At 45.6% G+C, this 14121-nt stretch carries 11 protein-coding genes; 6 read left to right on the top strand and 5 right to left on the bottom strand.

All coding sequences use genetic code 11. The features are described from left to right. Positions 1-29: 29 nt before the first annotated feature. From DQN70_RS09360 to nadB, 4 genes are all read right to left on the bottom strand, one after another. Positions 30-284, bottom strand: coding sequence for a GlsB/YeaQ/YmgE family stress response membrane protein (locus tag DQN70_RS09360; protein ID WP_023936234.1), 255 nt, complete (start codon positions 282-284; stop codon positions 30-32). 127 nt (positions 285-411) lie between these two features. Continuing rightward, positions 412-1362, bottom strand: coding sequence for a quinolinate synthase NadA (gene nadA, locus DQN70_RS09355; protein ID WP_023936235.1), 951 nt, complete (start codon positions 1360-1362; stop codon positions 412-414). 3 nt (positions 1363-1365) lie between these two features. Further along, complete coding sequence (nadC, locus tag DQN70_RS09350; RefSeq protein ID WP_023939719.1) at positions 1366-2220, bottom strand: carboxylating nicotinate-nucleotide diphosphorylase; 855 nt, start codon at positions 2218-2220, stop codon at positions 1366-1368. Then, positions 2207-3808 carry an L-aspartate oxidase gene (nadB, locus tag DQN70_RS09345; protein ID WP_023939718.1) on the bottom strand — a complete coding sequence of 534 codons (1602 nt, stop codon included), beginning with the start codon at positions 3806-3808 and terminating at the stop codon, positions 2207-2209. Before nadB ends, nadC begins: the two co-directional genes overlap by 14 nt. A gap of 1087 nt (positions 3809-4895) precedes the next feature. On the opposite strand from nadB, the gene DQN70_RS09335 reads away from it, so the two are divergent. Further along, positions 4896-5585: a TapB family protein gene (locus tag DQN70_RS09335; protein WP_023939716.1), complete on the top strand. Its 690-nt coding sequence runs from the start codon at positions 4896-4898 to the stop codon at positions 5583-5585. Positions 5586-5944: 359 nt separating this feature from the next. Here the strand turns inward: DQN70_RS09335 and DQN70_RS09330 are convergent, their stop codons facing one another. Next, complete coding sequence (locus tag DQN70_RS09330) at positions 5945-8092, bottom strand: peptidylprolyl isomerase (protein ID WP_023936252.1); 2148 nt, start codon at positions 8090-8092, stop codon at positions 5945-5947. A 216-nt stretch (positions 8093-8308) separates the two neighbouring features. Here DQN70_RS09330 and DQN70_RS09325 point away from each other — a divergent pair, with 216 nt between their 5' ends. From DQN70_RS09325 to DQN70_RS09305, 5 genes are all read left to right on the top strand, one after another. Beyond that, positions 8309-9211 carry a M48 family metallopeptidase gene (locus DQN70_RS09325; RefSeq protein WP_081711886.1) on the top strand — a complete coding sequence of 301 codons (903 nt, stop codon included), beginning with the start codon at positions 8309-8311 and terminating at the stop codon, positions 9209-9211. 142 nt (positions 9212-9353) lie between these two features. Further along, positions 9354-9638 (top strand): YtxH domain-containing protein, encoded by a 285-nt coding sequence (locus DQN70_RS09320; RefSeq protein WP_023936255.1) that lies wholly within the window; start codon positions 9354-9356, stop codon positions 9636-9638. Positions 9639-9861: 223 nt separating this feature from the next. Further along, positions 9862-10293: an Asp23/Gls24 family envelope stress response protein gene (locus DQN70_RS09315; protein ID WP_023936259.1), complete on the top strand. Its 432-nt coding sequence runs from the start codon at positions 9862-9864 to the stop codon at positions 10291-10293. Next, positions 10290-10691: a hypothetical protein gene (locus DQN70_RS09310; protein ID WP_023936261.1), complete on the top strand. Its 402-nt coding sequence runs from the start codon at positions 10290-10292 to the stop codon at positions 10689-10691. The genes DQN70_RS09315 and DQN70_RS09310 overlap by 4 nt, the downstream gene beginning before the upstream one ends. Before the next feature lie 497 nt (positions 10692-11188). Further along, the gene (locus DQN70_RS09305; RefSeq protein ID WP_023936263.1) at positions 11189-14098 is read left to right on the top strand and encodes a putative LPS assembly protein LptD; all 2910 of its coding nucleotides are present in this window, start codon (positions 11189-11191) and stop codon (positions 14096-14098) included. Positions 14099-14121: the final 23 nt, after the last annotated feature.

The raw sequence follows: 14121 nt of genomic DNA, 5'->3' as shown, positions 1-14121 counted from the left end.
AATGCTTTATACTTGTGTTATGCTTCGAGTTATCTCATCCTGCGCTTGGTGATAAGTCCCCAAACCCAGAGAAGGACTACGGCTCCCAGTGTAGAGACAATCAGCTGTGGCCAGAATGTATGTCCTCTGTGAAGCCCGAATAGCTCCACAAGAGCTCCGCCTATGGAGCCACCAATGAGGCCTACGATTAAATTCCAAATAAACCCTAAGCCTTTGCCTCGTGTGATCAGCCCGGCGATACAGCCGGCCAGGAGGCTTACAATGATTGTTCCTATCCAGGACATAATCCAAAAAACTTGTATTGATTAAAACTTCCTCAAGCTGGGGCTTGCAGTAGTGCGGTTTTCTCATCCGCAAATTGTGTAAGCCAAAGGTAGTCTTTTTTGTCTTGCTCTGCGAGAGAACCGATACTTATGAAAAATGTAGCATACGTTCGATCGGTAAAATCGCCTTGCTGCGAATATTCTCGGGAACGCGCACTTCGTGTTGCTCGTAGAGAAGGGCATTACGGAGATCTTCCAGACTTGTCAGCTTCATGTATTCGCAGCAATGTTCGGTGCTGATAGGAATGAAAGTCTTGTCCGGGTACTTGCGACAAAGTTCAGCCAGGGTGTCCGGCTCCGTAGCAATGACAAAGGTGTCTTTGCTCGAATGTTCCGGATGCTTCATGATACCGGTTGTCGATCCGACAAAACATCGTGGATGCTTCAGTATATCTTCATCGGTACAAGCAGCCGATTCGGGATGAATGAGCATATCCGCCGCCGGATAGTCATGTAGATACTTCTGCACCAGCTCCGAAGTGATGTAGCGATGTACATAGCAGTCTCCTTGCCAAATATCCATTTCTCTACCCGTAACCTTTCGGATATATTCTCCCAAATGCTTATCCGGCCCGAAGAGCATTGGTACATCTTTGGGCAAGGCTTCCACCACTTTCAGCGCATTGGCAGAAGTGACACAGTAGTCGGTTTCGGCTTTTACCTCTGCGGTCGTATTTACATAGCTCACGACCAGTCCTCCGGGATGATATTTCTTCCAAGTAGCTAAGCCTGCTGCCGTCACACTCTCGGCCAGAGTGCAGCCGGCATTGGGTGTGGGGATCAGCACCTTTTTCTCGGGAGAGATGATTGCTGCCGTCTCGGCCATGAAATGTACACCGCAGAAAACGATTACATCGGCTTTTGTGTTGGCTGCCTGTTGCGATAAGCCCAGCGAATCGCCCAAATAGTCCGCTATCTGTTGTATCTCGGGGCGTTGATAGTAATGCGCCAGGATCACGGCATTACGCTTCGCCTTTAGCTCTTCGATCTCACGGTACAAAGCCTCGTGTTGCCCGCTGTGGAGAGGGGTAGATGTCATGTCTCAATTGTTCTGTACAAAGTTCATACTGATGTCCAAGGCCTTTACGGTGTGGGTAATGGCTCCTACACTGATGTAGTCCACACCGGTTGCAGCAACTTGAGCGATGCGCTCCAGAGTAATGTTCCCCGAAGCCTCTGCCTTGGCCTTATGTCCTATGATGTCTACGGCCTGCTTCATCATTTCACAACTCATATTGTCAAGCATGATAATATCTGCTCCCACGGCTACAGCCTCCTTTACCTCTTCGAGTGTCGAAGTTTCCACTTCGATAAGGATAGATATAGGCAGTTGCTTGCGGGCGTTGCGGACAGCAGCGGTAATACCTCCAGAGATCTTGATATGATTGTCCTTGAGCATTGCCATATCATATAACCCCATACGGTGGTTAAGCCCTCCCCCATGTCTTACAGCCATTTTGTCTGTGTATCGGTGTCCGGGCAATGTCTTTCGGGTGTCGAGCAGACGAGTTCCTGTCCCTTCTATGGCTGCCACCAATTGGTTGGTTGCAGTCGCTATTCCGGACATACGTTGCATGAAATTCAGCATGGTTCGTTCTGCGGAGAGCAATACGTTGTATTTGGCTTTCATCCGGATCAACTCCTGGCCGGGATGTACCCGGTCCCCATCGTTTACTAATGGGGTAAATTCATTCTCTCCCAGATAATTTAGTACCCGATGGGCAACTTCTATCCCGGAAATGATTCCTTCGGCTTTGGCCGAAATAATGGCTGTAGCCTCTTCTTGGATGGGAATAATGGCCTCGGTTGCCACATCCCCGGTGAAAATATCTTCACGAAAAGCTAACTTGATCAGATCATCGAGTCTTTCCTGAAGGATCGAACTATTCTGTTGCATAGTTTACAGCTACTTGAGATATAGTAGTTTGGTTGATGACACTTCTATATGTCTGTTCGGGTGGTAGGGTAGTAGGGTAATCGCTACGGTAATGTCCACCACGGCTCTCTTTCCTTTCCAGAGCAGCCTGAGCTATGGATAGAGCTATTCTATGGCGGTGGTAAATCATCCTGGCAGACAGGAGGTTACTTGTATCGGGTTCGATAAGTTGCATTTGCTCCTCTATCTGTACGATAGCTTTTTTCAGAGAGGTTTCGTCTCTAATAATCCCGACATGGCGCATGAGCAAATTGCCAAGAGCTGACATTAGGGTAGCTCCTTGCCGGGTCTGCCAATGTTCTTCGACTTGGGGAGATGCAACTGAAAACGAAGGCTTGTCTGTACCTAAGTCGCGAGGGAGGGTCTTGGCAAGCGATGTGATAGCATCGGTAATACGACGACCGAAAACCAAACATTCGACGAGAGAATTGGACGCCAGCCGGTTTGCCCCCATCACGCCTGTGGAGGCTACCTCTCCCACTGCATACAAGTTGGACACAGAGGTTGCGCCATCCGGATCGACAACAATCCCTCCTACAGTGTAGTGAGCTGCCGGAGCTACCGGTATTTGTTGGGTAATATCCAGGCCCACATCCTTGCAATGCTGTGCTATAGAAGGGAAGCGGGAGCGAATGAGATTCGGATCGAGATGATTGAGAGAAAGAGTAACACAGGGTGTTTTGTCTTGCTCCATTTGTCGGAAGATAGATCTTGCGACGATGTCTCTTGGGGCAAGTTCGGCGAGAGGGTGTTTTTCGAGCATGAACCTCTTCCCTTCTTTGTTCAGCAGATAAGCTCCCTCTCCACGTACAGCTTCGCTGATAAGAAAAGAGGGCTTGTCGGGGAGGTAGAGTGCTGTCGGATGAAATTGCACAAACTCCATGTCAGCCAATGAAGCCCCGGCATACAGGGCGAGAGCCAAACCATCCCCCAATGTGGTGGGGGGATTGGTGGTAGGCCGATAAAGTGCTGCAGCTCCACCTGTGGCCAAAACAACAGCTGAAGCGTAGAAAGCTTCGGGCGAACAGTCTCCCTCCCGATAGACCCAACAGCCGATACAGTGGGCAGATCGGATGATCAATTCGGCCACGAAGTGGTGGTCGAAAATCTCAATCTGCTTGCTGCGATGCACTTCGCCAATCATGAAGGTCGTTACCAGACGTCCTGTGGCATCTCCTCCAGCGTGTAAAATTCGTTTGTGGTGATGACCTCCTTCCAAACCCAAAGCTAAATGGCCGGGAGATTCGGTATCGAAAGCCATACCTAAGGAGATAAGCTCTTCTATTCGTTCCGGAGCTTCTTCGGCCAGCATTCTTACAGCTTCGGGCTTACATAGCCCACGGCCTGCCTCTATCGTATCCCGGTAGTGTTCGTAGGGAGTATCCCCAACATCTACTACAGCTGCCATACCTCCTTGAGCGTAGTACGAATTGCTGTCTTCCAGCGAGGCTCGGGCGATCAGAGCAACCCGCCCTTTTCGAGACAAGCGGTAAGCTGTGTACAAACCTGCCAGACCTGCCCCTACTACCATATAATCGAACACCTTCATATCGCCTGACGAAAAATCGTATCGGGGGCAAAAGTAACTCTTATTTATATATGAGAGCCTTGCACTTTCTCTGTAAAACCTCCATAAAACTTATCCTATTGAATTTCTATTATGCGGAGGATGTTGCATAAGCTGCACATCGCCTCTTTATTTTGTAAGATGTGATTTAGCCTTTCTTCCAAGTAAACTCTCGATTAGTTGTATTCCTGCTCTTAGTAACTCGTTCTATGCCTATACTGAGTAACCTTGTAGATTTGACAACAAAGCTTTGCCTTAGTCATAGTGCTCTATTAAAGTGTGTGAAAGAGAAACGATGGTACAATCGGAGGTCAAATCATGTCTTGAAGTCCTCTCTTGTATATTCGAAATAGAGTTAAAAAATGTTCTTTCCGAGTCTCCCTTTTCCTTAGAGAAAACAGCCGAAAATAGCTCTTTTTGCTCGCTTGGAATGTCCTCTGTATCTGGATCTTATGCTGCAGTCAAAATAACACAGGAGAGAATGAAATTTCTCTCCTGAGAGAATTTTTGCTAACACAGGAGAAAAAGTTTGCTCTCACAGGAGATATTTTTTCGTCTCTCGGTAGCCATTTTTATGCAGGATGGAATATATCCAAAAGACAACTTTGGTTTACTTTAATTTATTACTCTCTATGCTTATTTATTGCATTGTCTTTGTCCGGTATTTCGGAGATCTGGGAGTAGTCTATTTGTTTGCTTTTCTTTGTAGATAGAAGTTTGTGTAAAAAGCCTGATTTGTACCGAAGAATGCGCAATTTGTCTTAATCGGATGAATTGGATTTGCTGTTCTTTTGTGGAAGGAGGCAGTGATGTTGTCCAGTTGCTCCAGAAACTCTGACTCCTTGTTTTTTAGAGAAGGAGATGGAGGGAGCAAAGTTGTTAGTAAGGGGGATAATAAGAATTTGTTGTTATTGATTTGAAAAATCTCAGGATTGTTTCATTTTTCCCCTTTTATTTGGAAACCTAAAAAATACGATGTTATGAGAACAATGAAACGACTATCGATCGCTGTTGCTATTCCTTTTTTGTAGCAATTACAGCATCTGTTGGAGAGACCAAAATTCAGAATTTGAGTCATGCTGCACAGAGTGGTTCCGTGCAAGAGGTCGAAGGTGAGACCAATTTGCGAGAAAATCAACGCCGGGTATTTTTCCCCATGGAGGTTGGCAATATCCGTGAGGTGACCAATTATAATGCCAAGGGCAAGGTAACTGGTAGTGTTCGTCAAGAAGTAAAGCAAGTGAGCAAGACTCCACAAGGGGTGAGAGTTTCTGTATTTAATACCATGTATGATAAGAAAGGAGAGGTCATATCATCCGGGGAGATTGCAATGCAATGTCAGGATAATGAATTTCATGCCGATGCCAAACTCTTGCTTGATCCTAATACAATGGGACCATTCAAGAATATGGATGTGCAGGTCGAAAGTGTTGATATTATCTATCCCTCGAAGATGTATGTTGGCCAATTGCTCCCCGAAGCACAGGTGTCAGTCAGAGCTGCCATGTCGGGGGTGTCTCTCCCTCCTATCAGTATACGAGCTATGGATAGGAAAGTCCTTGCCATTGAAAGTGTCACGACCCCAGCAGGTACATTCGAGTGCTACAAGATTGGCTATGAAATACAAGTGAAGGCTCTTTTATCCCAAAAAATGAGAGGGACAGAATGGATTGCCGAGGGGGTTGGTATGGTCAAGAGTGAGTCTTATGACAAACGAGGGAAATTGGTTGGCCAGACAGTCTTGACTCTTATGAAGTAAAGCCTCATTGCTCTGTCTTAGACTTTTCTGAGACCAGTTGTACGTGGGCCAAAAGACTCTTCAAAACAGTCTTTTGGCCCACTTTCGTAAGAAGGTAATTAGGAAAGCTATGGAGAGGAGCATTTCAGAGGGTATACATTAGACTCAAGCGACCAAATTCGGACATCGATAAAGAGCAACGAGTGCCCTTTGTTGCACAATGCTACTTCCCCTATTGAGGAGTGTTATCTTGAATACTTGAATAAAAAAAGTTGCGCACCGGATTTTTCTCCGATGCGCAACTCTTGTGAATTTATGCTATAAACTCCCCTTTGGAAGGGATCTCCCTGCCGTGAGGGAGATAAGAAAACTCTGTTTTCTTAGAAGAATTGACCTCTATTGTCTACTACTTTGATCGCATCCATGAGATACATATAAGCACGGTTGCTCATTTCGTATTTCAAGGACATGCGTCTTTGTGCCAGTGCTGCTTCTTGAGTTTGTCCGGCAGAGGTCTCTGTTTGGCTCATTGGTTTTACTACAATCACTTCACTGCCAGCTGCAAACGGAGCTGATACCTGTTGTAGTTGAGTTGCCATGGCATAGCCATTCAGCTCCGCTGGGTGAGCACCGCGTACCAAGTAGCTAATACCACTGAGAGTATCTATTGAGCTATTCATGGCAGTAGCATAACCTTCCAGAGAAGAGAGGTTTTTAGCTTTGAGCTCTTGTGCCAACATTTCGCTTCTTTTATCTACTAAGAGTTTGGTACGAATTTCGTCTTTTACCATTTCGAGAGGTTTGTACCCCGGCTCGTAGAGGTTCTTGACAGCAGCGATCACTAATTTGTCTTGTCCGCAGCGGAAAACCCTGTCATTTACGGCCCCAGCTTTGGCATTAAGCCCCCAATGAATGATTTCACGAGAGGATTTGATACGTCCGAGCATAGGCGCATCGTGAGGAATGATTTCTCTTTCTACCACCTGCAAGCCTTGCTCTTTGGCTGCCTTAGCCATTGAGTCGAATTTCCCTTCTCCATTCAGTAGGATATTATTCAAGATAGAGTAGGTTTTGTTGTAGGTGTCTTCTGAGAATGTAGCATGCAGGTAAGCAAGAGCAAACTTATATTTATCCACAGCTGGTCGAGCCTTTGTAGTCAAGCCTACAAAGCTTACCCCATTGACGTTGAAGTCGAAAATTTGCCCTACAGGTACCTGAAAGATGGTGTCGAGCTGCATTTGATGTGCCATGTTTTCGGTAATCACGCTGTCGGCTCCTCCAAATCGATTGGGCATCAGCACATAGCCATCAGTAGGCTCTGCTCCTCCGTTTTTATTGTACTTCCGAGCCAACTCGGCAAAAGAAGTCCCGGCTGCAAACTGCATCCGTATGCTGTCTATCTGCTTTGTTCCGGTTGAGTCTAATGCGATGATCTGCAAGTGAACCCCCTCGGTAGACTTCTTCTTGTCGATCAGCTTGATGAGTGTGTATTTGTCATTCACTAACTCGGGTGTGTTTACCTGTCCCGGTTGTGCAGAGGTGATGAAATCTATTACATCTTGACTAAGACGTAGGGTCTGCAACTCCTGAGTTGTAAGGAAGCTCGGTGTAATAGTTTTTTCGCTGCAGTTCCGGAGCGCATCTTCTATATTCCCCCCGTGTTCCAGAGAGTTGTAGATTTCCGCCATTTCTTTCTCTGCAGCTTGGTAGTCTTCTGCACTGGGGCGTATCTCCGAACTGATATATTGCATCTCCACTTGAGGGTACTTTTGCTTGTATAGTTCCTTATGAGATTCGTAATATTTCGCAATATCGGTGTCCTCTATTTTTACTTTCTCTTCGGGTATCGAAGACGAGTTGGTGCGTACTACAGCTACTTCTCGCCTTGGTATTCCACCCTGATATTGTGCATCAATCTTGTTGAGTACCACGGAGCGTTCCACCAGGGCAAACAACTTTTCTCTTTTGCGATCGCTTACAGTTCTGTCTTGCATGACTTCCCACTGTGCACGTATGCTGTATAAGAAGCTTTGTTCTTCCTTAGGCTTGGACTTAATCCCTTTGTCACTAATCATTTCGAGAAATTCGGACAAAGCTTTCGGATCTTCACTATTTACCCCCAAGCTCTTTAGGAAGTTGCCGAGCAAGGCAGCTTGTTGTCTGCCATCATTACCATACAACATCCCACCCAGTTCCTGTGGTGATACCGATATGCCCACCTCTTCGGCTTCTTTGTTCATGGCGTATTTCCCTACGTAGTGAGATGCCAAACCATTGTTCAGCGACATTTTTGTGTCATTGTCGACCTCACCGAACCGCTCTTCCATCTGCTCAATGCTTTGGAGCATTTGTTGATACTCTTGGGCGGAGATTTTTTCACCGTCTATATTGAGTACCACATTTTTACTCTGCTGGAAGAATGTGGAGCCTGAGCGCAGGAAGTCGCCCAGAATGAAAGCTAAAAGGGCGAGACCTACAATGAGAATGAGTAGCCCGGCCCTGTTTCGAATTTTTTCGAGTGTTGCCATTAGATCTATGTTTTATTCGTAATTCGTTCGTTTAGCCCACAAATATACAAATATATGCGTGTCTACTATAAGACTCTCCGAACGGTTGTACTTATCGAAAGACTCTACTTGAGGATTCGTAAATCAAGAGCCGAGAAAGCTCTTATTGGCTAAAAATTTAACTTAGCAGCTGTTTAAGGAATCTCATTGATGAATTTAGAACGCAAGTTTGTTTATATGAAAAATGGAAAAAGCCTGATCTTCTTGGCTCTTTTTGTCTTCCTCTTGATGCTGCCCTCCTGCAGCACGGTGCCACTTACAGGGCGACGTCAGCTAAACCTTGTATCGGATAGTGAGATCAACCAAACCAGTGCGGCTCAGTATCGTCAATTTGTCCGATCTGCTACACAGTCCGGTAATTCGAGATACGTGGATCAAGTTACCAGAGTCGGCAAGCGTATAGCTGCAGCTACAGATATTTACTTGAGACAGAATGGCATGGCAGATCTGGCTTCAGCTATGCAGTGGGAGTTCAACACCATAGAAAGCGAGCAAGTGAATGCTTTTTGCATGCCAGGAGGTAAGATTGTTGTCTATACAGGATTGTTACAACTTGTTGGCTCGGACGATGAGTTGGCAGCAGTAGTAGGTCACGAGGTAAGTCACGCTGTGGCTAAGCATTCCAATGAACGCATTAGTCAGGAAATGTTGAGACAATTGGGAGGACAGATCATTGGGGTTGCTGCTTCGAAACAAAGCCAATTGCTTCAGGCTGTTGTAGGGCAGGCTTATGGGTTAGGGTCACAACTGCTGGTTGCTCTGCCGTATAGTCGTAAGCAAGAGTATGAGGCGGATAAGATGGGGCAGGTATTCATGACTATCGCTGGATACGACCCACAGGCTGCGATTTCTTTTTGGCGTAAGATGGCACGCTCCGGTCAAGGAGGACAAAACTGGGAAATACTTAGCACACACCCCAGCGATGTCAATCGTATTAAGGCATTGGAGGAGTTTCTTCCACAAGCTCGGCAATATGCCCCATCAGCAAAAAAAGGTGGAGATAAGTCTATGAAAAAAGGACACAACAAGATTGGAGGCAAGAGACGTCCTGCCCGCACCAGCCAGAAGTGGCGTTTTTGATCTTAGCCTGTGTAGCTGAGCTTATGCTTGATAGACTTGTATCGAACTTGTTATAATGCCCAAAAAGTCTTATCTTTACTTCGCCCACAGAGAGTGAGGCACTTCAGAAAAATAATGACTAACCATTAAAGGAGAATCTTCTATGCAGAATCAAGGTAAATTCACATTGGGTCTCATCTTGGGGGCCGCCGCAGGTGCCGCAATAGCCTATTTCTTGGACGAAACTAAGCGTGTGCGTTTCGTAGAGGGAGTATCGGCAACCGCAGAAAAGGTGCAGGACAGCGTGGTGGAAGGCTATTATGAAGCCAAAGACCGCTACCAGAAATACCGCGATAAGCTTGCTCGTGCAACCCGGGACTTGAAGAGTCGGGTGGAAGAGAAAGCCGAGGAGGTAGAAGAGTTTATCGAGGAGAAGCTGGAGCATTGAGATTGTCGCCTCACAAAACACTTGTCAATGTTTTGTGAGGCGATTTTTTAGAAGCCTATTAGTCTCCCGTTTCCACGGGGGCGCTCTTGGGGTGGGTTCTCTAACCGAGAGTGAGGCAGTGATGCTCGTGTGGCTCTCTCGCTTTTTGCTCTTGGTCAGTCTGAGAACTTCCTTCTTTTTTCGGAGAGGCGACTTTCTCTCTTTCAACTAAAAACACAGTTTCATGCAAAACAAAGATTTTAGTCTCGACAGCTTATTTTCCGGGCTACGTGCATATGTGAAAGCTTCGTTGGATGCCTTTCTCTATGGCTTGGGGGATATGCTGGCCAAACTCGAAGCTAAGGCTGTGTCCTTGCTCTTGATATTCTCCCTTGGCTTCATGTTTTCGTTGCTTGCACTTATCGGGCTCGCTTTTGGCTTTTCTCGTTGGCTTTCCATTCCGATATATGCAGGCTTTTTCTGTGTGTGTGCCATACTGCTATTGGTAATGCTGCTGGTATGGATTCTTTTCAAGAAGCGTCGTAGCCGGATTCGTGATTTCTTTGCTGCGAGTATGCTGGACCAGATTGAGGAGTTGCGCAAGACTTATGAGGATTTGTCTTGTGAGGAGAAATCGTCCTGTAGAGGTTATGCCGAGGAAGGAGGTGATAGATGAAGAAGAACGCTTACGAAACAATGCTTGAGAGGAAGATTATGGCAGAGAGACACCGAGTGCGGGCTTTGTCTTCCCTGCAGGCTGACTATGATCATTTCAAGAATAACTATCGACATATTCTGTATTCCGAAATTGGATCAATCCTTATTCCCAGAGATAGCTTTTTGGGGAAGATTCGTGATTTGATTTCTGGACCCGAACATAGACCTTCCCCCTCGTCACAGAGAAGGCGTGCAGTTGGCAAGGCTCGTCCGGGTGTAGAAATAACGTGTGAGAGCGATGGACTTTCGCCTATTGTGAGGCAGGCTGCCAGTATGGCCACTCCGATCTTGTTGACAGCCGTTTTAGGCTTCTTGAAAAAAAGGATTAGAAGGAAGTTTAGTCGAAGTAAGAGATAACCCTCCTCTCGGAGAAGCAGGGGGCTGAGTTTTGCTCTTTCCTCAAGAAACCTTGTTAGAGTAAGAAATAAAAAGTCGGACACCTGATAGAAGGGTGTATCCGGCTTTTATTATTTAGGTAAAATGCTATGATAGAAATCGTTGTGAGAACTCTCGGAAAAACGATTTCAAGTATAGCCTTTTGCAGAACTCTCCGGAATACTATAGTCGCAGAACTTTGAAAGATCAAAGAGAATAGAGTGTACTTTGGATATATAACCAATTTTGAATGTCAACGATGATGAGGCGAGTGTTGTATCGCACGAGAGTCTCCGATAAATGCCAAAATCCACTTACCTTTGCTCCGCGCTGTCCGATCACTTGTTAGGTTGATTGGCCTATGAGTTGTGATATGGAGGCGAAATCTAAGAAGACCGCAGATAGCAGATACGGGAGTGGTACCAAATAAAAGTGCTGGAAGAACATGGCTGAGAGAGGCCTTGCCGTGGTTGGCATGTATGGTCTTGTTGTTCTCTGCTTGTGTCGGTCGTAAGCGGACCCAACCATCTCCGATATTGCAGTCAGAGCCTCCTTCCTTAACTCTCTCGGATACAGCTGCGAAAATTCCCTCTCTTCTCCCGGATTCTCTTGGTAAGCTTTTCGGCTCAGCTCAATCGAAGAAGATTGACAGTACTCGCTTAGCCGATACTATTCGTCGAGATCTGCGTAGTACTCCAGATTCTCTGTCTGGTAGAGACAGCTTGCTTGCAGACTCTCTTTCTTCTTTGGCCACAGTAGATTCTCTCAAGGATTTTCCTACTATCGTAGATGATCCTGCTTTCGCAGAGATTGTGGACTATCAGGCTGCTGATTCTATGGTGATGCTCAAGAGTAACTTGATTTATCTCTTTGGAGAGAGTAGTGTCAATTTTCAAAACAAAGGTCTTCAGGCCAATTTTATGCGCTTGAATGTTGATAGCTCTGTCGTCTTTTCCCGCTACATCACCGACAGTATGGGGCGTGCTGACCATTTCCCGATATTCAAAGATGGAGAGATGGAGTATCAGGCTCGTACAATGAACTACAACATCAAAACCGGGAAAGGATTTATCAGTGGGGTTGTTACACGTCAGGGAGAAGGCTATGTGACAGCGACACAGACAAAAAAATTGGAGGATAATACACTCTATATGTGCGATGGCAAGTATTCCACTTGTGATAGGGTCGATCATCCTCACTTTTATATACACTTGACAAGGGCCAAGGTAAGACCACAAAAAAATATTGTCACGGGCCCTGCTTACTTGGTGATTGCCGATGTACCTATTTATGCGCTGGGTCTTCCCTTTGGTTTTTTTCCTTTCAATAGTACCTATTCTTCGGGCATTCTTCCTCCAAGCTATGGAGAAGAATTGGAGAAGGGTTTTTATCTGCGCAATGGAGGCTACTATTTTGCTTTCAATGACTATGTCGATTTGGCCCTGACCGGAGAGATCTATAGCAAAGGCTCGTGGGGAGTATCTGCTGCCAGCCAGTACCGTAAGCGTTACAAATTTTCCGGCTCTGTCGATGCTGGTTATTTAGTGACTGTACATGGGTATAAGTTTGATCCGCAGGGGTATCAAAAAAATAAGGATTTCCATATCAATTGGTCGCATACACAAGATCCTAAGGCCGATCCCAATCGAAATTTTTCGGCCAGTGTCAATTTTTCGACCAGTAGTTATGACCGTAATGCTCTCTCCAGCCTCTATGGAGGGGGGCAGAGGTATGCTCAGAATACCAAGAGCTCCAATGTCAATTATAGGCGGACTTTCCCTGGAACTCCTTTCTCTATTTCGACATCGATGAATGTGACACAGAGGACACAAGACAGTACTATTGCTCTCACTTTGCCGGATATGAACATCTCTATGAGTTCTATATTCCCATTCAAACGCAAAAAGCGCGTGGGCTCCGAGCGTTGGTATGAGAAGATCAAGATGTCTTATAGTGGAAGTATTCGAAATCGTATTACAACAAAGGAGGACAAGTTATTGAAGTCCGACTTGCTGCGTGACTGGCAAAATGGAGCTTCTCACAATATACCCATCAATGCCACATTTACACTCTTCGACTATATTAATCTTACTCCTTCTGTCAATTATAATGAGCGCTGGTACTCTCATAAAATAAATAAGGCTTTTGATCCGTCTGCTGGCAGGCTGAGTGTCTCTGATACTGTTTATGGTTTCTATCGTTCTTGGGACTTCAATACCTCCCTCTCTCTCTCTACTACTTTGTATGGTTTCTTTACCCCTTGGAGATTCCTTTTTGGGGATAAACTGAGTGTTATTAGGCACCGTCTGAATCCCACTATTTCTCTTTCTTATGCGCCGGACTTTTCTGATCCATTCTTCAAGGCTTGGAAGCAAATATCTTATCCGGACAAGGAGGGGAAACTTCAGACAGAGTGGTACTCGCCCTATGAGGGGCAGTCTGTAGGTGTTCCTCCGAGAGGTAAGCAAGGGGTGATTAGTCTGTCTTTTGCTAACAACATAGAAGCCAAAGTGAAATCGAAAACCGATTCTACTGGTTTTGCTAAATGGAGTATTATCGACGACTTCACTTGGGGAACGAGTTATAATATGGCTGCCGATTCTCTTCGTTGGAGTAATATCAACACTTCTTTGCGCTTAAAGTTACCCGGCAATTTCAACCTGTCTTTGAGTGGAGCTTTCGATCCTTATGTTTACAAGACTGTTAAGACTCCCGAGGGTGGCTTCTCTTACTATAAGTCAAATGATTTGAAAATTTTGAATGGAAAAGGGATTGGTAGTCTGATCTCTACCGGTACGGCATTCTCTTATACATTTAACAATGATACCTTTGATAAGCTCGCTAAATTCTTTTCGAGAGAGAAGAAAGACGCAGCTGGAGAGGAGAATTCCTCAGAGAAAGGAGGTAACAAGAATCCGGCTGGTAAAAAAGATGATCAGAAGGATGGAGAGAAAAGTTCCCCCTCCGGAGGTTTGCTTGGACGAAAGAAAGATGTGCCACAGCAGGATAATAGTGGCTATGTCATCAATAAGTTTGGCTGGAATTTTTCTGTAAACTATTCCGTGAACTACGGCCGTGCTGAATTTGACTTTGCTCGTGAGGATTTTAAGTATAAGCTCACTCATAACTTAAGCTTCAATGGAATGCTCAACCCCACACCGGGATGGTCATTCAATTTTCATGGGAACTATAATTTCGATTTGAAAAGGGTTACTAATCTACAGTTCAATCTCACTCGCGATATGCACTGCTGGGCACTGACAGCAGGTTTTATCCCTATCGGCTTTAATAAGTCCTATAATATCACGATTGCTGTGAAGAGTAGCTTGTTGCAGGATCTCAAATGGCAGCAGAGCAGCTCTCCCTTGCGAGGGTCTAATTGGCGATAACCCTCCTCTTCGGGAGATATCTT

This window comes from Porphyromonas crevioricanis (assembly GCF_900476255.1).
GTDB classification, from domain to species: domain Bacteria; phylum Bacteroidota; class Bacteroidia; order Bacteroidales; family Porphyromonadaceae; genus Porphyromonas; species Porphyromonas crevioricanis.
The sequence above is the reverse complement of the archived record's forward strand: the minus strand, read 5'-3'. Positions and strand labels throughout refer to the sequence as shown.

Bases quoted from the DNA above. Each gene is read 5' to 3' on its own strand.
- DQN70_RS09360 (WP_023936234.1), bottom strand. From the start codon at position 284: ATGTCCTGGATAGGAACAATCATTGTAAGCCTCCTGGCCGGCTGTATC.
- nadB (WP_023939718.1), bottom strand. From the start codon at position 3,808: ATGAAGGTGTTCGATTATATGGTAGTAGGGGCAGGTCTGGCAGGTTTG.
- DQN70_RS09310 (WP_023936261.1), top strand. From the start codon at position 10,290: ATGAAGAAGAACGCTTACGAAACAATGCTTGAGAGGAAGATTATGGCA.
- DQN70_RS09315 (WP_023936259.1), top strand. From the start codon at position 9,862: ATGCAAAACAAAGATTTTAGTCTCGACAGCTTATTTTCCGGGCTACGT.
- DQN70_RS09320 (WP_023936255.1), top strand. From the start codon at position 9,354: ATGCAGAATCAAGGTAAATTCACATTGGGTCTCATCTTGGGGGCCGCC.
- DQN70_RS09325 (WP_081711886.1), top strand. From the start codon at position 8,309: ATGAAAAATGGAAAAAGCCTGATCTTCTTGGCTCTTTTTGTCTTCCTC.
- DQN70_RS09330 (WP_023936252.1), bottom strand. From the start codon at position 8,092: ATGGCAACACTCGAAAAAATTCGAAACAGGGCCGGGCTACTCATTCTC.
- nadA (WP_023936235.1), bottom strand. From the start codon at position 1,362: ATGACATCTACCCCTCTCCACAGCGGGCAACACGAGGCTTTGTACCGT.
- DQN70_RS09305 (WP_023936263.1), top strand. From the start codon at position 11,189: ATGGTCTTGTTGTTCTCTGCTTGTGTCGGTCGTAAGCGGACCCAACCA.
- nadC (WP_023939719.1), bottom strand. From the start codon at position 2,220: ATGCAACAGAATAGTTCGATCCTTCAGGAAAGACTCGATGATCTGATC.